The 18,047-nt window shown below is 63.3% G+C and carries 17 protein-coding genes; 9 read left to right on the top strand and 8 right to left on the bottom strand.

Going from position 1 to position 18,047, the window contains the following annotated elements; all coding sequences use genetic code 11:
- Positions 1–6: 6 nt before the first annotated feature.
- Genes ACODSD_RS16600 through ACODSD_RS16590 form a run of 3 tightly spaced genes read right to left on the bottom strand, consistent with a single transcriptional unit; the run spans position 7 to position 2,341 of the window.
- Complete coding sequence (locus ACODSD_RS16600) at positions 7–720, bottom strand: ABC transporter permease (RefSeq protein ID WP_205465673.1); 714 nt, start codon at positions 718–720, stop codon at positions 7–9.
- A gap of 40 nt (positions 721–760) precedes the next feature.
- The gene (locus ACODSD_RS16595; RefSeq protein WP_488877853.1) at positions 761–1,531 is read right to left on the bottom strand and encodes a transporter substrate-binding domain-containing protein; all 771 of its coding nucleotides are present in this window, start codon (positions 1,529–1,531) and stop codon (positions 761–763) included.
- Positions 1,532–1,549: 18 nt separating this feature from the next.
- On the bottom strand, positions 1,550–2,341 hold the full coding sequence (locus ACODSD_RS16590) for an ABC transporter ATP-binding protein (protein ID WP_235089566.1): 792 nt from the start codon (positions 2,339–2,341) through the stop codon (positions 1,550–1,552).
- Between the two features lie 490 nt (positions 2,342–2,831).
- Here ACODSD_RS16590 and ACODSD_RS16585 point away from each other — a divergent pair, with 490 nt between their 5' ends.
- The 3 genes from ACODSD_RS16585 to ACODSD_RS16575 all read left to right on the top strand — a co-directional run bounded on the left by ACODSD_RS16585 (position 2,832) and on the right by ACODSD_RS16575 (position 5,136).
- Positions 2,832–4,250 carry a sigma-54 interaction domain-containing protein gene (locus tag ACODSD_RS16585; RefSeq protein WP_488877852.1) on the top strand — a complete coding sequence of 473 codons (1,419 nt, stop codon included), beginning with the start codon at positions 2,832–2,834 and terminating at the stop codon, positions 4,248–4,250.
- A 283-nt stretch (positions 4,251–4,533) separates the two neighbouring features.
- Complete coding sequence (locus ACODSD_RS16580) at positions 4,534–4,716, top strand: type II toxin-antitoxin system HicA family toxin (protein ID WP_107799898.1); 183 nt, start codon at positions 4,534–4,536, stop codon at positions 4,714–4,716.
- 9 nt (positions 4,717–4,725) lie between these two features.
- Complete coding sequence (locus ACODSD_RS16575; protein ID WP_107799897.1) at positions 4,726–5,136, top strand: type II toxin-antitoxin system HicB family antitoxin; 411 nt, start codon at positions 4,726–4,728, stop codon at positions 5,134–5,136.
- Between the two features lie 314 nt (positions 5,137–5,450).
- Here the strand turns inward: ACODSD_RS16575 and ACODSD_RS16570 are convergent, their stop codons facing one another.
- The gene (locus tag ACODSD_RS16570) at positions 5,451–6,389 is read right to left on the bottom strand and encodes a PDR/VanB family oxidoreductase (RefSeq protein WP_488877851.1); all 939 of its coding nucleotides are present in this window, start codon (positions 6,387–6,389) and stop codon (positions 5,451–5,453) included.
- 15 nt (positions 6,390–6,404) lie between these two features.
- On the bottom strand, positions 6,405–7,550 hold the full coding sequence (locus ACODSD_RS16565; protein ID WP_488877850.1) for an aromatic ring-hydroxylating oxygenase subunit alpha: 1,146 nt from the start codon (positions 7,548–7,550) through the stop codon (positions 6,405–6,407).
- 320 nt (positions 7,551–7,870) lie between these two features.
- On the opposite strand from ACODSD_RS16565, the gene ACODSD_RS16560 reads away from it, so the two are divergent.
- From ACODSD_RS16560 to ACODSD_RS16540, 5 genes are all read left to right on the top strand, one after another.
- On the top strand, positions 7,871–8,812 hold the full coding sequence (locus ACODSD_RS16560; RefSeq protein WP_488877849.1) for a GlxA family transcriptional regulator: 942 nt from the start codon (positions 7,871–7,873) through the stop codon (positions 8,810–8,812).
- Positions 8,813–9,007: 195 nt separating this feature from the next.
- On the top strand, positions 9,008–10,534 hold the full coding sequence (locus tag ACODSD_RS16555; protein ID WP_081551201.1) for a fumarate hydratase: 1,527 nt from the start codon (positions 9,008–9,010) through the stop codon (positions 10,532–10,534).
- Positions 10,535–10,818: 284 nt separating this feature from the next.
- Positions 10,819–12,537 carry a LytS/YhcK type 5TM receptor domain-containing protein gene (locus ACODSD_RS16550; protein ID WP_488877848.1) on the top strand — a complete coding sequence of 573 codons (1,719 nt, stop codon included), beginning with the start codon at positions 10,819–10,821 and terminating at the stop codon, positions 12,535–12,537.
- Positions 12,534–13,268, top strand: coding sequence for a two-component system response regulator BtsR (gene btsR / locus ACODSD_RS16545; RefSeq protein ID WP_227107435.1), 735 nt, complete (start codon positions 12,534–12,536; stop codon positions 13,266–13,268). The genes ACODSD_RS16550 and btsR overlap by 4 nt, the downstream gene beginning before the upstream one ends.
- Before the next feature lie 71 nt (positions 13,269–13,339).
- On the top strand, positions 13,340–14,116 hold the full coding sequence (locus ACODSD_RS16540) for a type 2 periplasmic-binding domain-containing protein (RefSeq protein WP_146176666.1): 777 nt from the start codon (positions 13,340–13,342) through the stop codon (positions 14,114–14,116).
- A 28-nt stretch (positions 14,117–14,144) separates the two neighbouring features.
- Here the strand turns inward: ACODSD_RS16540 and ACODSD_RS16535 are convergent, their stop codons facing one another.
- The 3 genes from ACODSD_RS16535 to ACODSD_RS16525 are packed head-to-tail and all read right to left on the bottom strand — an operon-like array spanning position 14,145 to position 15,855.
- Positions 14,145–14,633, bottom strand: coding sequence for a hypothetical protein (locus tag ACODSD_RS16535; protein WP_253315330.1), 489 nt, complete (start codon positions 14,631–14,633; stop codon positions 14,145–14,147).
- Positions 14,630–15,256, bottom strand: coding sequence for a hypothetical protein (locus ACODSD_RS16530; protein ID WP_488877847.1), 627 nt, complete (start codon positions 15,254–15,256; stop codon positions 14,630–14,632). The genes ACODSD_RS16535 and ACODSD_RS16530 overlap by 4 nt, the downstream gene beginning before the upstream one ends.
- Before the next feature lie 11 nt (positions 15,257–15,267).
- A complete protein-coding gene (locus tag ACODSD_RS16525; protein WP_235089557.1) occupies positions 15,268–15,855 on the bottom strand; it encodes a PAAR domain-containing protein in 588 nt (195 codons plus the stop codon).
- Between the two features lie 207 nt (positions 15,856–16,062).
- Between ACODSD_RS16525 and ACODSD_RS16520 the strand changes: the two genes are divergently transcribed.
- Positions 16,063–17,871 carry a carbon starvation CstA family protein gene (locus tag ACODSD_RS16520; protein ID WP_488877846.1) on the top strand — a complete coding sequence of 603 codons (1,809 nt, stop codon included), beginning with the start codon at positions 16,063–16,065 and terminating at the stop codon, positions 17,869–17,871.
- The last annotated feature ends 176 nt before the right edge of the window (positions 17,872–18,047 follow it).

The raw sequence follows: 18,047 nt of genomic DNA, 5'->3' as shown, positions 1-18,047 counted from the left end.
TCCCGTTCACAGCGCCGGTTGCCAGCGGCGGAAGCGGCGTTCAATCAGGCTGAAGCCGGCGTTGGACAGCAGGGTCATCAATAGGTAGATGGCGGCCACGGTCAGATAGAACAGCAGGTATTGGCGGGTGGAGCCGGCGGCCTGTTTTGTGGTGAACAGCAGTTCGCTGTAGCCCACCACGCTGATCAGTGCGCTGTCCTTGATCAGCACCAGCCACAGATTGGCCAGGCCGGCCAGCGCGTAGGGCATCATTTCCGGCAGGATCACGCGGCGGGCGGTCAGCCAGCGGCCGCAGCCGAAGGCGCGCGCGGCCTCGATGTGGCCGTGCGGGATCGCTTGCACCGCGCCGCGCATGATTTCCGCCGCGTAAGCCCCTTGAACGATGCCCAGCACCACGATGGCGGCGGCGAAGCCGTTCACCTCCACCTGCGGCTGGCCCAGCAGCGCCGCCAGCGCGTTGATGGCGTCGCCGCCGGCGTAGTAGAGCAGCAGGATCAGCAGCAGCTCCGGCAGCGAGCGGCACACGCTGGTGTAGGCGTTGGCCAGCCGTTTGAGCAGCGGGTGGCCGCCCAGTTTGACCAGAGCGGTGGCCAGGCCGATGAGCAGGCCCAGCGCGAAAGCGCCCAGCGAGATCTCCAGCGTGACCACGGCGCCTTGCAGCAGGGCGGGGCCCCAGTCGCGGACTACGGCGTCGTAGGCTTGTTGCAGTGCATCCAGCATATAGGCTCTCCCTGGGGCGGCTCAGGCGGGCGGGTCGCTGTCACTTGGCGTCCGGCGAGATGTTGACCTTGAAGTATTTTTTCTGGATGGCGTCGAAGCTGCCGTCGGTGCGCAGTTGCAGGATGGCCTGGTCGAACTGCTGCTTGAGCGCGACGTCGGCCTTGCGCAGGCCGGCGCCGATGCCGGGGCCGAACAGCGGGTCCTTGGGCGCCAGACCCTTGGATTCCAGCCCGGCGCCGTCCTTGCCGCCAAGGAAATCGCTGGCGGCCAGCGCGTCCAGCAGCATCAGGTCCACGCGGCCGGCGACGAGGTCGGCGTTCAGTTCGTCCTGGGTGTTGTAATAACGGATGAGGGAGCCGGCGCCGTAATATTTTTTCAGGAAGTTGGCGTTGGTGGTGGCGGATTGCACGCCCAGGGTCTTGCCCTTGAGGCCGGCCGGGCTGAGGACGGCTTTCTGGCCCTTGGGGCCGACGAACTCGGAGGCGGTGTAGTAATAAGGCAGGCTGAAAGCGATGACTTTTTCCCGCTCCGGGGTGATGGACATGGAGTTGAAGATCACGTCTATCTTCTTGCTGTTGAGCGCGGGGATGATGCCGTCCCAGGACACTTCGGCGATCTGACAGCTTTGCTTGAGGCGCTGGCACAGCTTGCGCACCAGCTCCACTTCAAAGCCGCTCCATTGGCCGTTGCTCTGCTTGATGGTGAACGGCGGGTAGGGTTCGGCGGCGATGCCGATGCGCAGCGGGTTGGCGGCCGCGGCGGTACAGAACAGGACGGCGAAGGCGGCGATGAGGACGCGGAATCGGTTCATGGGGTTTCTCCCTGGGTGTCAGGCGTTGACAAACTGGCGGCAGCGTTCGCTGCGCGGCGCGGCGAAAACCTGTTCCGGCGGGCCGGCTTCCTCGATGCGGCCCTGATGCAGGAACAGCACTTTGCTGGACACTTCGCGGGCGAAGGCCATTTCATGGGTGACCAGCAGCATGGTGCAGCCTTCATCGGCCAGCTGGCGTATCACCCGCAGCACTTCGCCCACCCGTTCCGGGTCCAGCGCCGATGTCGGTTCGTCGAACAGCATCACCGCCGGCCGGGTGGCCAGCGCGCGGGCAATGGCCACCCGCTGTTGCTGGCCGCCGGACAAAAAGGCCGGATAGGCCTGGCGCTTGTCCGCCATGCCCACTTTCTCCAGCAGCGCCTCGGCCAGCGCCACCGCTTCGGCGCGCGGCTGGCGCAGGACGCGCACCGGCACCTCGATCAGGTTTTCCAGCACCGTCATGTGCGGCCACAGATTGAAGTTCTGAAACACCATGCCCAGCCGCGAGCGCAGCCGGTCCACCTGGCGCGGGTCGGCCGGCGCGCGCCGGCCGCGTTTGTCGGTGCGCAGGGCGATCTCCTCGCCGGCGATCAGCACTCGGCCATCGTCCGGGACTTCCAGTAGGTTGAGACAGCGCAGCAAGGTGCTCTTGCCGGAGCCGCTGGCGCCTATCAGCGACACCACCTCGCCGGCGGAGGCGGCGAAGGAGACGCCGTCCAGCACGACTTGGCCGTCGAAGCGCTTGCGCAGGTTTTCCACCGCGACGATGGGCGCGGGGGGAGGGTGGATGGCGGGGGTGGGGTGATGCATGGGGCTCTCCTCCTTGCGGCTGTGGCAGCCTGCTGTAGTTGTGTGCCGCGCCTGTAGTGTGGCTAACAAATTCCTGATGCTGCGTTGCGCCGACTTGCCGTACTCAAGTACTGCCTGCGTCGGCGCGCCTTGCCTCAGACGTGAAACTGATTTTGTTAGCCGCTCTTAGCGCGACAGTGTAGGCGTGGCAACATCCATGCCAGCGGGTCTGTTTTTTAATTGCATGAATTTAAAAGGTTTTTGCGCTTGCTCGCGGCGACAAAAACCGTCAATACTGCAACTATTCATAAAAACGCCGAATTTTCGGCACCCGTGCTTGAAGCAGCTAAGGACCTGTTTACGATCTCGCGAGCTAAGGGGAGACAAGGCGTTGCGGCTGAGAAAGCGGAATGTACAGGTGGTACATGAGCATTCTGAAGCCGTACTCACCGTGTAACGCTCCACAACGCGCAGCAGATCGAAAACAGGTTCTTAAGGGGAAGGGGGAGACATGGATGCAGATCTGAGCCAAGGCATTGCGCTGTTTGGCGATTTTTTCGACGCGATCGGCCTGTCGGTGGCCATCATCGACCAGGACGGGCGCTACGCCTATTACAACCAGGAGTGCTCGCAGCTGGACGAATACACCGCGGAGCAGGCGCTGGGGGCCTATCTGCTGGAGCTGTACCCGGAACTGGACGAGAACAGCAGCACGCTGTTGCAGGCGCTGCGGCAGGGCCGCAGCTACCGCAATCATTACCAGCGTTATCGCAATCCCAGGGGCAAGGCGGTGCATCAGGTGCACACCACGCTGCCGCTGAAGCGCGCCGACGGCCGCATCGTCGGCGCGGTGGAGCTGTCCCGCGATCTGACCGTGGTCAGCCCGCTGCATCAGGCGCTGGTGGATTTGCAGCAGAACGTGGAGGAGGAGGCCGACGGCGGGCTGATGGGCATCATCACCGACGACGCGGCGATGAAGCAGCTGATCCACCAGGCCCGGCGGCTGGCGCGCGCCGATGTGCAGGTGTTGATCCACGGCGAAACCGGCACCGGCAAGGAGTTGTTCGCCCGGCTGCTGCATCAGGAAGGGCCGCGCGCCGAGCGCCCCTTCGTGGTGCTCAATTGCGCGGCATTGCCGGAGCCGCTGTTTGAAAGCACCTTGTTCGGCACCGTGCGCGGCGCCTTCACCGGGGCCGAGGACCGGCGCGGGGTGCTGGAGTCCGCCCATGGCGGCACCCTGTTTCTGGACGAGATCAACTCGCTGCCGCTGTCCATCCAGGGCAAGCTGCTGCGCGCCTTGCAGGAGGGCACGTTCAGCCGGGTGGGCTCCGGCGCGGAGGTGCGCGTGGACGTGCGGGTGGTGGCGGCCAGCAACGAGTCGCCGCAACGGATGCTGGACGAGCGCAAGATCCGGCCGGACCTGCTGTACCGGCTGAACGTGGGCTGTCTGGCGGTGCCGCCGCTGCGCGAGCGGCTGCGGGACATCCCGCTGCTGGCGCAGTCCTTCTTGCGCAAGCACGGCAAGGTCACCGGCCACCGCGTGCAGCGCATCAGCCATGCGGTGATGGAGCGCATGCTGCGCTATCACTGGCCGGGCAATGTGCGCATGCTGGAGAACGTGCTGCTGCGCAGCCTGATCCTGTGCGAGGGCGGGGACGAACTGGACTTCCTGTTGTTGGAGGAAGAGGGCGAGACGGCGCAGCGGCGCGCGGAGGAACGCCGGCCGTCGGCGCCGGCCGCGCCGCCGCCGGACGGCGAGGGCACGCTGGAGCAGCGGATGGCGCGCTATGAGCGCCGGCTGTTGGTGGATTGCCTGGAGGGCTGCGCCAATCTGACCGAGGCGGCGCGCCGGCTGGGCCTGCCGCGCGCCACCTTGCAGTACAAGTTGAAGAAGCACGGGATACAGCTGGCGCGCACGGTGTTGGGATGAGCGGGGCGGGGCATGGCGTCCCTCGTAGCTGAGTCGCTGATTGGGAGCCAGAGCGCTGGGCTGTCTGCTCAATAACCCCAGGGTTATTGACTGGCCTGTTGTAGAAGCTACAATAAGCTCTGTCCGATAGTCTGCTCAAATGTCGTGCGCGCAAGGGCGCGACAAGGTGAAAACAAAAGCAGAATGTAGAAATGCCATATGAGCATTCTGAAGCTGTTCTCACCGTACCGTGTTCACGAAGCGCAGCAGATCGTAAACAGACTCTAAGCGCAGGGGCGACACCGTGACCAGCAAAGAAGTCATCAGCATGATAGAGGCCGACGGCTGGTATCTGGTTGCCGCCAAGGGCAGCCATCAACAGTTCAAACACCCGATCAAGACCGGCCGGGTGACGGTGCCTCACCCCAAGAAGGACATACCGATAGGCACGCTGAACAGCATCAAGAAACAAGCGGGTCTCCAGTAAGGAACCATTATGTACTACCCGATTGCAGTTGAACCCGGTGACGACCAACATGCCTACGGCGTCATCGTGCCGGATCTGCCCGGCTGCTTCTCCGCCGGGGACACTCTGGATGAGGCCATCCGGAACGCCCGAGAAGCCATTGAGCTACATCTGGAAGGGCTGGTGGACGACCTGGACGTTATCCCTCTGGCCAGCAGCGCGCAGGCTCATGTCGGTAAACCCGAGTTTGCCGGCCATCTCTGGGCGCTGGTGGATGTGGATATCACCCGCTATCTGGGTAAAGCGACCAAGATCAATGTCACGTTGCCGGCCAACCTTCTGCACCGTATCGATGAATATGTCGCTTCCCACCCGGAATACGATAGCCGCAGCGGTTTCCTGGCCAAGACCGCGCTAGAAAAGCTGTTGTGTCGGCCGTAAAAGCGGTTAATTTTACTGTTTGAGCATGGATGTGCCGCGGAGCGCACTCAGCCTAGGCCCGCTAACAAAACCGCGCAGCGTACCTGAGCCAAGGCGCGCCGACGCAGGCAGTACAAGTGGTACGACCAGGAGGCGCAACGCAGGATCAGGGGTTTTGTTAGCGGGCCTTAGAGCGTGTTTACGATCTCGCGAGCTAGAGCGAGACAAGGCGAAAACGGCTGAGAAAGCGGAGTGTACATACGGTACATGAGCATTTCGAATCCGGTTTCAACGCCGTATCGCCGACGCGCAGCAGATCGTAAACAGGTTCTTAGTTACAAATCCAGCACCAGCGGTCCGCTCCCCGCCGCCCGCGACACGCAGATCATGATGCGCTCCCGCCGCTCCGCCTCGTTCAGGTATTGGTCGCGGTGTTCGGCGTCGCCGGCCAGCAGCCTGGTTTCGCAGCTGCCGCAATAGCCTTCCCGGCATAGACAGTCCGGCCGCAGCGGGGTCTGCCGTTCTATCGCCGCCAGGATGGATTCGTCGGCGTCCACCCGCAGCCGCAGGCCGGAGCGGGCCAGTTCCACCTCAAAGCTGGCGCTCGCCGCCGCCGTGTCGGCGCTGAAGCGCTCATAGTGCAGCCGGCCGGCCGGCAAGCGCCGCGCGCAGGCGTCCGCCGTCGCCGCGATCAGCCGTTCCGGCCCGCAGACATACACCTGGCTGTCCGCCGGCGCGGCGGCGATCAGCGCGTCCAGATCCAGCCTGCGGCCGGCCCGGCTCTCGTACAGGCGGATTCTGGCGTCGCCGCGCTCGCTTCGCTCGGCCAGCTGGGCGGCGAAGGCGGCGCCGGCGGCGTCGCGGAAGGCGTAGTGCAGCTGGTAGTTCGCGTCATTGCCCAGCGCCGCCATATGGGCGATGAAGGGCGTGATGCCGATGCCGCCGGCAATGAACAGCCGCGGGCCGGGCACGGCGGCCAGCGGGAAACGGTTGGCAGGCGCTTGCACCCGCAGGCGGCTGCCCGGCGCCAGCGCGTGCAGATAACGCGAGCCGCCGCGCGAATCCGGCTCGTGTTTGACCGCGATGCGGTAGACCCCGCCGCCGGGATCCAGCAACGAGTAGGCCGCCGGCCGGCCCGGCGGCGGCATGTCCACCACGATGTGGCTGCCGGACGGGCAGGGCGGGGCCGGGCCGTCCAGCGGCCGCAGGGTGAAGGCCTTGACGCCGGCGGCCACTTCTTCGATGGCGCAGACTTCGGTGACGATGGCGGGCATGCGCGGCGCTCCGGTTCAGCCGCGGTAGGCGGCGGCCACCATCTGGTGGAAATGGGCGATGCCGTGCTCGCTGATGCCGCTGCGCTGGCTGTCCGCCATGATGCGGCCCTGGCCGCGGTAGCCGCGCGATTGCAGCCCGCGTTGCACGCTTTCCACCAGCCGCAGGTCTTCGGGGCGGAATTCGTCGCGCGCCCAGCTGACGAAGCGGCGTTGCTCCTCGCTCAAATCCTGGTTGAGGAAGAGGATTTCGTAATGCTGGACGGTGACGCCGGCGGACTCCGGAAACTCGTAGATCACCGTCATCGCCGCGTCGCCGGGCACCACATTGAACATCACGCCGGGCCACAGCCAGTAGCCGTTGAAAGCCTGGTTGGCGGCCTCGCCGTCAAAGGCGTAGCTGCTGTCGCTGGATTGGGCGGCGCCGCGCTGCAAGGTCCAGCGGCCGTGAAGGCTGTGGGTGTAGCCGTCGGTGGTCACCGATTGCGAGAAGCTGGGGTGGGCCGGCGCGCAGTGGTAGCACTCCATGTAGTTGTCGACGATGACTTTCCAGTTGGCCGGCGTGGTGGTGACCACGCGTTCGGCCACCTTCAAGTCCGCCACTTGCGGGCACACTTGCATGAAGTGCTCGCGCAGGCCGGCGTATTCGACGTCGATGTCCGGCGCGTCCGGGTCCATGTTGACGAAGACGAAGCCGCAGTATTCGGCCACCCGCAACGGGCTCAGATGGCTGCCGGCCCGGTCGAAATCCGCCACCTGCTCGCAGTTGCGCGCGTGCGCCAGTTGGCCGTCCAGCTTGAAGGCCCAGGCGTGATAGGGACAGGTGATCACATTCCTGGCTTGGCCGCTGCCGCTGAGCAGCTCATGGCCGCGGTGCGGGCAGACGTTGTAGAAGGCGCGCAGCTCACCGTCACGGTCGCGCAGCAGCAGGATGTTCTCGCCTATCACCCGGCGGGTGACGTAATCGTTGGGCCGGGCCAGCTCGCTGCCGTGGCACAGGCAGAGCCAGGATTTGGCGAAGATCTGTTCTTTTTCGTACTGGAACACCTCGTCGGCGGTGTAGCAGCGCGCCGGCAGGGTGTGAGCGCGCTCGATGTCGCTGCAGAAGTCGGCGGGCAGGCGCGGCGCGGCGGGCGGGGGCTGGATGACGGCGTGCTGTTGCATGGCGGGGCTCCTTCAAAAGCCTTGAGTGGGGGACGGCTGTTGATGATTTAACGGTGTGCCGGCGGCGGCGGAGCGGATGGCCGCGACGCTTACTTTTCATTGCGCGACAATTTGCATTGGCGCGAACCGGGCGCTCGCGCTTATGCTGGGCCTTGGAACGTGTTTACGATCGCGCGAGCTAAGGCGAGACAAGGCGTTGCGGCTGAGAAAGCGGAATGTGCAAGTGGTGCATGAGCATTTCGAAGACGCCCTCACCGTGCCACGTCTCACGACGCGCAGCAGATCGTAAACAGGTTCTTAGACTGGGAGGGGAAAGCGCGGTGGACGAATACCATTTCCTGTTGTTGCCGGAGTTTTCCTTCATCGGCTTCGCCGCGCTGATGGAGCCCTTCCGCATCGCCAATCGCTTTCAGCCCGGCGCCAGCCGCTGGCGGCTGTTGTCCGTGGACGGCCAGGCGGTGGCGGCCAGCAACGGTATCGCGCTGATGGTGGACGGCGCGCTGGCGGAGGCCGGGCCGTGCACCTGTCTGTTCGTGGTCAGCAGCTTCCATCCGCTGCGGCATTACACGCCGGAGCTGGGCGCGGCGCTGCGGCGGCTGGAGCGCGGGGGCGTGACCCTGGGGGCGATAGACACCGGCTGTTTCATCCTGGCCGAGGCCGGCCTGCTGCGCGGGGAGACGGTGACGCTGCACTGGGAGGCGATTCCGGCCTTCCGGGAACGCTACCCGCAAGTGACCGCCAGCCAGGAGCTGTTCCTGACCGAGCGGCGGCCCACCTCCGCCGGCGCGGCGGCCGGGCTGGATCTGGCGCTGGCCTTGCTGGCGCGCCGTCACGGCCGCGAGCTGGCGCTGGCGGTGTCCGAGCAATTGGTGCAGGGGCAGATGCGCAGCCCGTCCGAGCACCAGCGCCTGCAGGTGGCCAGCCGCTACCAGGTGCACAACAAGAAGCTGGCGCAGGCGATACGGCTGATGGAGGCGCAACTGGAGGAGCCGTGGCCGCCGGAGGAGCTGGCCGCGCGTTGCGGGACCACCCGCCGCCAGCTGGAGCGCTTGTTCCGCGCGCATCTCAAGGCCTCGCCGGCGGAGTTCTACCGCGCGCTGAGGCTGGATCGCGCTCGCTGGCTGCTGCGCCAGACCGAGCTGAGCGTGGTGGAAATCAGCGTGGTCTGCGGCTTTGAGTCGCCGTCTTATTTTTCCCGCGCCTATCGCAAGCGTTTCGACCGCAGTCCGAGGGAGGATCGCGAGGATCGCAGCGGCGCTTGAGAAGCTGCTCTCAGCGGTTTTCACCTTGTCTCGCGCTTGCTCGCGAGGCTTTGGACCGGTCCGGAGCCGGGGGGCATTGGCTGGCCGCGGACGGTTTTATCGGGTACTGTTGAGGGTTTGGATTGGCGCGGGCGGCGCGCCTCCATAAAATAACAGGGCAAACCCCAAATAGCCCTACGCTGGAGAAACCCGAAAATGGCCATCATCCGTCAGGAAGACTTCGTGCAAAGCATTGCCGACGCCTTCCAGTTCATCAGCTATTACCATCCCAAAGACTATATCGACGCGCTGTACCAGGCGTATCTGAAGGAAGAGAGCCCGGCGGCCAAGGACGCCATGGCCCAGATCCTGATCAACAGCCGCATGTGCGCGGAAGGCAAGCGCCCGATCTGTCAGGATACCGGCATCGCCGTGGTGTTCCTGAAGGTGGGCATGAAGGTGCAGTGGGACGCCGAGCTGTCGGTGCAGGAGATGGTGAACGAAGGCGTGCGTCGCGCCTACCTGAACCCGGACAACAAGCTGCGCGCCTCGGTGCTGCTGGATCCGGCCGGCAAACGCCAGAACAGCAAGGACAATACCCCGGCGGTGGTGCATTTCGAGATCGTCGAAGGCGACGGCGTGGAAGTGACCTGTGCGGCCAAGGGCGGCGGCTCGGAGAACAAATCCAAGTTCTACGCGCTGAATCCGTCCGATTCCATCGTGGACTGGGTGCTGAAGACCCTGCCCACCATGGGCGCCGGCTGGTGTCCGCCGGGCATTCTCGGCATCGGCATCGGCGGCACGCCGGAAAAGGCGATGCTGCTGGCCAAGGAAAGCCTGATGAGCCATGTGGACATCCAGGACTTGAAGGCCAAGGCCGACAGCGGCGCGGAACTGAGCCGCGTGGAGCAACTGCGCCTGGAGCTGTTTGAAAAGGTCAACGCGCTGGGCATCGGCGCCCAGGGCCTGGGCGGCCTGACCACGGTCTTGGACGTGAAGATTCTGGATTACCCCACCCACGCGGCCAGCCTGCCGGTGGCGATGATCCCCAACTGCGCGGCCACCCGCCACGTGCACTTCCACCTGGACGGCAGCGGCCCGGCTTCGCTGGAAGCGCCCCGCTTGGAAGACTGGCCGGACATCACTTACGACAACTCCAACGGCAAGCGCGTCAACCTGGACGCCATCACCCCGGAAGAGGTGCAAAGCTGGCAGCCGGGCGACGTGCTGTTGCTCAACGGCAAGATCCTCACCGGCCGCGACGCCGCGCACAAGCGCATGGTGGACATGCTGAACAAGGGCGAGAAGCTGCCGGTGGACTTCACCAACCGCTTCATCTACTACGTGGGCCCGGTGGATCCGGTGCGCGACGAAGTGGTGGGCCCGGCCGGCCCCACCACCGCCACCCGCATGGACAAGTTCACCCGCCAGATGCTGGAGCAGACCGGCCTTCTGGGCATGATAGGCAAGGCCGAGCGCGGCCCCACCGCGATCGAGGCGATCAAGGACAACAAGGCGGTCTATCTGATGGCCGTAGGCGGTTCCGCCTATCTGGTGTCCAAGGCGATCAAGGCGTCCAAAGTGGTGGCCTTCGAAGACCTGGGCATGGAAGCCATTTACGAGTTCGAGGTCAAGGACATGCCGGTGACGGTGGCGGTGGATTCCTGTGGATCCAGCGTGCACAACACCGGCCCGGCCGAGTGGCGCGTGAAGATAGGCAAGATTCCGGTCATCCCCGTCTGAGAACCTGCCTACGATCTGCTGCGCATCGTGGAGCGTTACACGGTGAGTACGGCTTCGAAATGCTCATGTACCGTGTGTACACTCCGCTTTCTCAGCCGCAACGCCTTGTCTCGCCTTAGCTCGCGAGATCGTAAACACGTTCTGAGTCCGCATGAAAGAAACGGTCGCCTTCGGTGGCCGTTTTTGTTTGCGCCGGCGGCGCCTGAAAACGGTTTGATCCAGACCAAGGTCGGGCGGTGAGCCGTCGCCTATGCTCGGCTGCACACCCTTATTGTGCTGCCCGCATGTTGACCGAGTTCTCATTGATCCTGACCTTGTTGCAGCAGATGTGCGTTTACCTGGTGATCGCCTATCTCTTGTCCAAGACGCCGCTGTTCATCCCGCTGACCCAGGTCACCATCCGCCTGCCGCACAAGCTGGTGTGCTATCTGGTGTTCTCGGTGTTCTGCGTGATGGGCACTTATTTCGGCCTGCACATCGACGATTCCATCGCCAACACCCGCGCCACCGGCGCGGTGCTGGGCGGCATGTTGGGCGGGCCGTGGGTGGGGCTGGCGGTGGGTTTCACCGGCGGCCTGCATCGTTATTCGCTGGGCGGCGTCACCGCCGGCGCCTGCATGGCGTCCACCATGGCCGAAGGCCTGCTGGGCGGGCTGGTGCACCGTTATTTCGTGCGGCGCGGCCAGTTGGGGCGGGTGTTCGACCCGCTGGCGGTGGCCGCGGTGGCGCTGCTGGCCGAATGCATGCAGATGTTGATCCTGCTGGCGGCGGTCAAGCCCTTCGCCGCCGCCTGGCATCTGGTGCGCAGCATCGCGCTGCCGATGATGATAGCCAACACCCTGGGCGCGGCCATGTTCATGCGCATCCTGCTGGACCGGCGCGCGCTGGCGGAGAAGTATTCCTCCGCCTTCTCCTCCAAGGCGCTGCAGATCGCCGCCCGCGCCGAGGGCGTGCTGCGCCACGGCTTCGACCGCGACAACTGCATGACCATGGCGCGCATCCTGTACGAGGAACTGGGCGTGGGCGCGGTGGCGCTGACCGACCGCGAGCGGCTGCTGGCCTTCATCGGCGCCGGCGCCGACCACCATCTGGCGGGCACGCCCATCACCTCGCCGCTGACCCAGCGCGCCATCGCCGCCAACCAAGTGGTGTACGCCGACGGCAATGAGACGCCATACCGCTGCTCCATCAGCCCGGCTTGCAAGCTGGGCTCCTCGCTGGTGATCCCCTTGCGCGGCGAGGACGAGCGGGTGATCGGCACCATCAAGCTGTACGAGACGCGCAATAAGCTGTTTTCCGGCATCAACCTGACCCTGGGCGAGGGCATTGCCCGGCTGCTGTCCAACCAGATCCTGCAAGGCAAGTACGAGCAGCAGAAACAGCTGCTGGCCCAGACCGAGATCAAGCTGCTGCACGCCCAGGTCAACCCGCATTTCCTGTTCAACGCGCTCAATACCCTGTCCGCGGTGATACGCCGCAACCCGGAGCATGCGCGCCAGCTGGTGCAATACCTGTCCACCTTTTTCCGCAAGAACCTGAAGCGCTCCAGCGAGATGGCCACGCTGGGCGACGAGATCGACCACGTCAGCGCCTATCTGCGCATCGAGGAGGCCCGCTTCGCCGGCCGGCTGCAGGTGGAGATAGCCGCGCCGGAGGCGGCGCGCCGGGCCGAGCTGCCGGCGTTTTCCCTGCAGCCGCTGGTGGAAAACGCGATCAAGCACGGCACCTCCCAACTGCTGGAGCCGGGGCGCATCCGCATCTCCGCCCGTTGCGACGCGCAAGGCCTGCGGGTGACGGTGGAGGACAACGCCGGGCTCTACCGCAAGCCGGAACAGAGCGACGGCCTGGGCATGTCCCTGGTGGACCGCCGCATCCGCGCCCGTTACGGCGAGGCCTACGGGGTGGCGGTGGATTGCGCGCCTGAGCTTTACACCCGGGTCAGCCTGCTGCTGCCCTGTCGTTGCCCGCAGGCGGACGCGCGCCGCGCCGGAGCGGCGGCGTGAGCGCGGCCGGCCTGCCCAGCGCGCTGCTGGTGGACGACGAGCCGCTGGCGCGCGACGAATTGCGCCAGCTGCTGCAGGCCGCCGGCGGACTGGACATCGTCGGCGAGTGCGGCAACGCGGTGGAGGCCATCGCCTTCATCCATCGCCGCAAGCCGGACGTGGTGTTCCTGGACATCCAGATGCCGCGCATCAGCGGCCTGGAAATGCTGGCGATGCTGGACCCGGAGGCCATGCCGCAAGTGGTGTTCGTCACCGCCTACGACGCGTACGCGCTGCAGGCCTTTGAAGAACACGCCTGCGACTACCTGCTGAAGCCGGTGGACCCGGCGCGCTTGGCCAAGACCCTGGCGCGGCTGCGCCAGCGCGCCGCGTCGCCGCCGGCGGCGGTATGCGCCTTGGCGCCGCTCAGCCTGATTCCCTGCCAGGGCGTCAACCGCATCGTGCTGTGCCGTTTGGAGGAGGTGGCCTATGTCTGCTCCCGGCTCAGCGGCGTTTACGTGGTGGACGCCGCCGGCGTGGAGCGCTTCACCGAGCTGACGCTGCGCACGCTGGAAGAGCGCAGCGATCTGTTCCGCTGCCATCGGCAATACCTGGTGCGCTTGTCGGCGATCCGGGAAATCCTGTTCGGCGACAACGGCGTCGCCACCATCCACACGCTGGATGGTCACAGCCTGCCGGTCAGCCGCCGCTATCTGAAGCCCTTGAAGGACGCGCTGGGCATCGCGAGCTAGCGGCCGCCCGTCCAAATGCGCCGCGCATCCCCCTCCGCTGTGCTAAACCTCAGTCCAGGGGGAGACATTCGATGACAAAACAAATGCTGCTGTGCGCGGCCTGGGCGCTGGGCTGCGCGCCCGGCCTGCTTCATGCCTGCAACGGCACGGCAACCCAGGACAGCTCGCCGGACATCAACCGGCCGGATCTGCACGGCATCGCCGTGTTTCTGCCGCAATTGCTGGAGAACAACCAGAACAGCCCGTTCGCCGAACTGCTGCAAGTGGTGGCCAGACATTACAAGGAAGGCAAGATCAGTTTCAGCATAGAGCCGGTCAAGCGCGTCTATCTGGACGCCAGCGACAAGAACGCGGACTTCCGCTTTCCCATCATGAAGGTGAGGGAGGGCGCGGACGACGCCACGCCCTATCAGTTCACCAAGGAGATGCTGGGCAAGGTCACCTTCGTGCTCTACACCCACAAGACCAAGCCGCTGGACAAAGAGGACGTGCTGCGCATGGCCAATCTGGCCAAATACAATATCGAGGCGCCGCCGGTGAACTGGGGCTTTCCCAGCAAGAGCGTGGTCAATCTGGAGCTATCGCTGAAAAAGCTGAATCTGGGCCGGGTGGACGGGGTGCTGTGGGCGCAGGAGGAGGCGGATTATCTGGTGCGCAAGTTCAAGCTGAACAATATCCGCCGCGCCCGTTTCGACGACTACCCGGACGTGCTCTTCCTCAACTGCAACCGCCGCGGCGATTTCGTCCATCAGGCGCTGAACCGGGCCATCCGCGCCGCGCGCGCCAGCGGCGAACTGCAAAAAGCCTACGCCAAGGTGCATAAGCCCTATCAGGACTGGCAGCCCTGAGGGCCTGTAGACTAAAGACGCTGCATCTTTATGTTCTGCCTACGATAAAATACAAAATACGCTTGCCTGTTAGCTCAAGAATGTATGCATATTTGCTCTTTTGAAAGCTACCACTGCGGCCTATGCCATCAAAATTATCCGTTATGCAAAGATATTTCTTCGGACCCTCCTCAAGTAATGCCCAATAAGCTAATTCAACATGAACCACCGGCTTGCTCACCTTTGCTACTCCTGGAAGCAGTGTCGAGCGATTAATAGGCCAGAGTTTGCCCATGTAAAGTACCGCGCCTCCCTTTGGCGAGGTGGCAAAGCCAATGTCAATACCCTCGTGTTTTACATACTCAGCAGTGTACCCTGGCTTATAGCCATCTTCTTGAATAATTTCATTTGTCCGTATTTCAACCGAGCTTATGCCACCTCTAGCCTGTGTTTCTAGGCAACTACTGATCACATTGGCAGATGGCGCTGCGAATAGTGCGGTTGAAATTAAAGCCAATGCAATGCCAAGCGATTTCATTTATATTCCTTCGCCTTGGTAAACCGCAAATAGTCCGTGTTCTGCTTCCAAAAGATTGTTCCCCCATGGGCAGCCGTGGACTCATAGACGTGATCGTAGCGATAAAGCTCCTCCTTGTAAGTTTCTATTTTTCCGTTTGCTTTCTTTTTGGTGACTTTGTGTTTTATAACCAGCTTTGACGACTCATTGATATCATAAATGTTGTGCGATGGGTCGGTAAAACGAATGCCGACCCTTACCTTGAAATGTTTTTTGTAGTTGGATTTAATATCGGCGCCATCCCAAAACCAAGCGCCATTAGATTTGTCAGGGCCATTTGCCAGCGCATTTTCTGCGGCGGCTATAGCGATTTTCATCCCGGCGTTGGCCAGTATGTCCTCGTCTTTTGTCTTTTTAAAGTGGACATAACGCTTATTGCCATTCCCGACTACAAATGAAAAAGATGGTTCACCTGCCACAAACGCGGCCATGCTGGAATAACCCCGAGCATCTCTTTGACGCTTTAGCACGCTGGCCAGGGCGTACATTTCATCGGGGCTATCCGCCAGAGATGCTTCGCCATACGCCATGGCGGCTAACAGGCGAACCTCCGGGTTTATCCTCGGTTTGGCTATAGCTGTCATGATTTGAGTCCCTAATCACGTTTAGCGGAATCACGCTCCAGCCACATGACGAAGTCCGAGTTCCCTCCTTGGATCGCGTTTGTCTTGCCTGAGTTGAAGCTTCCTTTATGAGTGACGCGCTCTTTGTTTTGATAAAGATCGTAGCGATAGCCTTCAACGGGATGACCGGACTCATCTTCAAGTGTGTACCAATGCTCGATAATCTCATTTTCCAAAGCTGCGGCAGCAGCCGTCGCTACAAGTACAACAGCACGAGCTGTCCCTCCAACGCTTGCCGCACCGCTGGCTTCATAACTACGCCCAACCTCACCCAGTGTTGAGATCAAGGTAGCGCCACAGCTAACTTTGTGTCCTTCCAGTGCCGTTGCTTTACCGTCGATGATCCATGAGGGATCCCCTTCAACAATGACACAGCCAGTATGTCCCTGCTGTGGGCAGCTTACTGGGTCGCCAATCCGAGCGACAGGCTTCCCAAAGAAAGTCGTTGTGGGCGCTGCGCCCGTGACAAAACCGCCATGATCTGTCGGGTCGCCCAAGCGAATCACTCTCTTCATAGCCATACCGTCAATATGGTTAATGAAGCAAAAACCATAGATCATTTTTATTGATTAATCTGCTGGCCTTTTGACTCGTTTTTGAGCTGCGCTCATATGCTCGCGAGTTCGTGAGCTGACGCCTGCCTTGTGCCGCTCGCCCCGCTCTGGCCGCCGCTGGCGACGCCATTCGGCCGCTGAGCCGTTTTCCGCCCCACGGAGACCGCGCCCGCGCGTAAGTTCCGGGTGAGACTATCACCGGAGCTGACAAAAATGGATCACGCATTGACCTTCGTGATCGCCACCCTTTGCATACTTGCCATCTGCTACCGCCTGTACGGGGTGTTCTTCACGCGCAAGGTATTGGGTGTCGATGATAGCGCCGTGACCCCGGCGCATGAGTTAAAGGACGGCAAGGATTATGTGCCCACCAGCAAGTGGGTGGCGTTTGGCGGCCACTTCGCCGCCATTGCGGCGGCCGGTCCGCTGGTGGGACCGGTGCTGGCCGCCCAGTACGGCTATCTGCCCAGCATGTTGTGGCTGTTGATAGGCTGTGTGATCGGCGGCGCGGTGCACGACACCGTGGTGTTGTTCGCCTCGATGAAGCATCACGGCAAATCGCTGTCGGAAGTGGCTAAGACCGAGCTGGGTCCCTGGGCCGGCTGGTGCACCGGCCTGGCCATGCTGTTCATCATCACCATCACCATGGCCGGCCTGTCCATGGTGGTGGTGCATGCGCTGGAGCGCAATCCCTGGGGCGCGTTCGCGGTGAGCATGACCATTCCCATCGCCATCGCCGTCGGCCTGTGGGAGCGCGTCACCGGCAGCATGAAGAACGCCAGCTATGTCGGCGTCGCCGCCATCATGGCCTGCGTGTTCGCCGGCCCCTACATCCAGGGCACCGCGCTGGGCGAATTGCTGACGCTGAAGGCGTCCACCGTGTCCCTGCTGCTGCCCGTCTACGCCTTCTTCGCCACCGCGTTGCCGGTGTGGATGTTGCTGACCCCGCGCGCTTGTCTGTCCAGCTTCATGAAGATAGGCGTGTTCGGCCTGCTGGTGGTGGGCGTGGTGTTCATCAACCCGCAGATCCAGTTCCCGGCCGTCACCCAGTTCATCCACGGCGGCGGCCCGGTGCTGGCCGGCCCGGTATGGCCGTTCATCTCCATCACCATCGCCTGCGGCGCCATTTCCGGCTTCCACGCCTTCATCGGCTCCGGCACCACGCCCAAGCAGATAGACCGCTGGAGCGACATCCTGCCGGTGGGTTTCGGCGCGATGCTGGCCGAATGCGTGGTGGGGGTGATGGCCTTGATCGCTGCCACCGCCTTGCACCCGGCGGATTACTTCGCCATCAACTCCGCGCCGGACACCTTCGCCAAGCTGGGCATGCAGGTGGTGAACCTGCCGCAGCTGTCCCAGGAGATCGGCCTGGACCTGTACGGCCGCACCGGCGGCGCGGTGACGCTGGCGGTGGGCATGGCGGACATCTTCACCCGCATTCCCTGGTTCCATAATCTGGCGTCCTATTTCTTCCAGTTCATGGTGATGTTCGAAGCGGTGTTCATCCTCACCGCCATCGATTCCGGCACCCGCGTCGCCCGTTATCTGATCCAGGACTTCGTCGGCGACGCCTGGGCGCCGCTCAAGCGTACCGACTGGATGCCCGGCGCCATCGGCGCTTCGGTGGTGGCCTGTCTGCTGTGGGGCTATCTGCTGAACTCCGGCGATATTAATTCGGTGTGGGCGCTGTTTGGCGTGTCCAATCAGCTGATGGCGTCCATCGGCCTGATCATCGGCGCCACCATCATCCTGCGGCTGTCGCACAATCGCGCCTACATGATGACCTGCCTGCTGCCGTTGGCTTATCTCTACGTCACCGTCAATTACGCCGGCTACTGGATGATCAAGCACGTTTACCTGAACCCGGCGGCCAAGGGCTACAACCTGTTCAACGCCGCCATCTCCATCGCCATGCTGGCGCTGGGCCTGGTGATCCTGCTGTCCGCCTGCCGCAAGTGGATGGAGCTGCTGGTGCGGCCGGCGCCGGATGCGCGGCGCGAACTGGCCGCCACGGAGGCTTGAGCCGCTTGATTAAAATTGGGGTAAGACTTGGCCCGCTGGAAACAGCGGGCTTTTTTTGCGCCAGGGCTGTGAGAGTCTGTTTAGGTTCTTGCGAGCAAGAGCGAGACAAGGCGTTGCGGCTGAAGAAGCGGAATGTACATACGGTACAGGAGCATTCTGAAGAGGTACTCACCGTG

The sequence above is a fragment of the Chromobacterium sp. FG22 genome (genome assembly GCF_057809415.1).
This window is presented reverse-complemented; position numbering and strand designations above follow the sequence as displayed.

Coding starts and splice junctions, on each gene's coding strand:
- ACODSD_RS16540 (WP_146176666.1), top strand. CDS start 13,340: ATGACAAAACAAATGCTGCTGTGCGCGGCCTGGGCGCTGGGCTGCGCG.
- ACODSD_RS16585 (WP_488877852.1), top strand. CDS start 2,832: ATGGATGCAGATCTGAGCCAAGGCATTGCGCTGTTTGGCGATTTTTTC.
- ACODSD_RS16535 (WP_253315330.1), bottom strand. CDS start 14,633: ATGAAATCGCTTGGCATTGCATTGGCTTTAATTTCAACCGCACTATTC.
- ACODSD_RS16530 (WP_488877847.1), bottom strand. CDS start 15,256: ATGACAGCTATAGCCAAACCGAGGATAAACCCGGAGGTTCGCCTGTTA.
- ACODSD_RS16570 (WP_488877851.1), bottom strand. CDS start 6,389: ATGCCCGCCATCGTCACCGAAGTCTGCGCCATCGAAGAAGTGGCCGCC.
- ACODSD_RS16575 (WP_107799897.1), top strand. CDS start 4,726: ATGTACTACCCGATTGCAGTTGAACCCGGTGACGACCAACATGCCTAC.
- ACODSD_RS16520 (WP_488877846.1), top strand. CDS start 16,063: ATGGATCACGCATTGACCTTCGTGATCGCCACCCTTTGCATACTTGCC.
- ACODSD_RS16550 (WP_488877848.1), top strand. CDS start 10,819: ATGTTGACCGAGTTCTCATTGATCCTGACCTTGTTGCAGCAGATGTGC.
- ACODSD_RS16555 (WP_081551201.1), top strand. CDS start 9,008: ATGGCCATCATCCGTCAGGAAGACTTCGTGCAAAGCATTGCCGACGCC.
- ACODSD_RS16590 (WP_235089566.1), bottom strand. CDS start 2,341: ATGCATCACCCCACCCCCGCCATCCACCCTCCCCCCGCGCCCATCGTC.
- ACODSD_RS16565 (WP_488877850.1), bottom strand. CDS start 7,550: ATGCAACAGCACGCCGTCATCCAGCCCCCGCCCGCCGCGCCGCGCCTG.
- ACODSD_RS16525 (WP_235089557.1), bottom strand. CDS start 15,855: ATGATCTATGGTTTTTGCTTCATTAACCATATTGACGGTATGGCTATG.
- ACODSD_RS16595 (WP_488877853.1), bottom strand. CDS start 1,531: ATGAACCGATTCCGCGTCCTCATCGCCGCCTTCGCCGTCCTGTTCTGT.
- ACODSD_RS16600 (WP_205465673.1), bottom strand. CDS start 720: ATGCTGGATGCACTGCAACAAGCCTACGACGCCGTAGTCCGCGACTGG.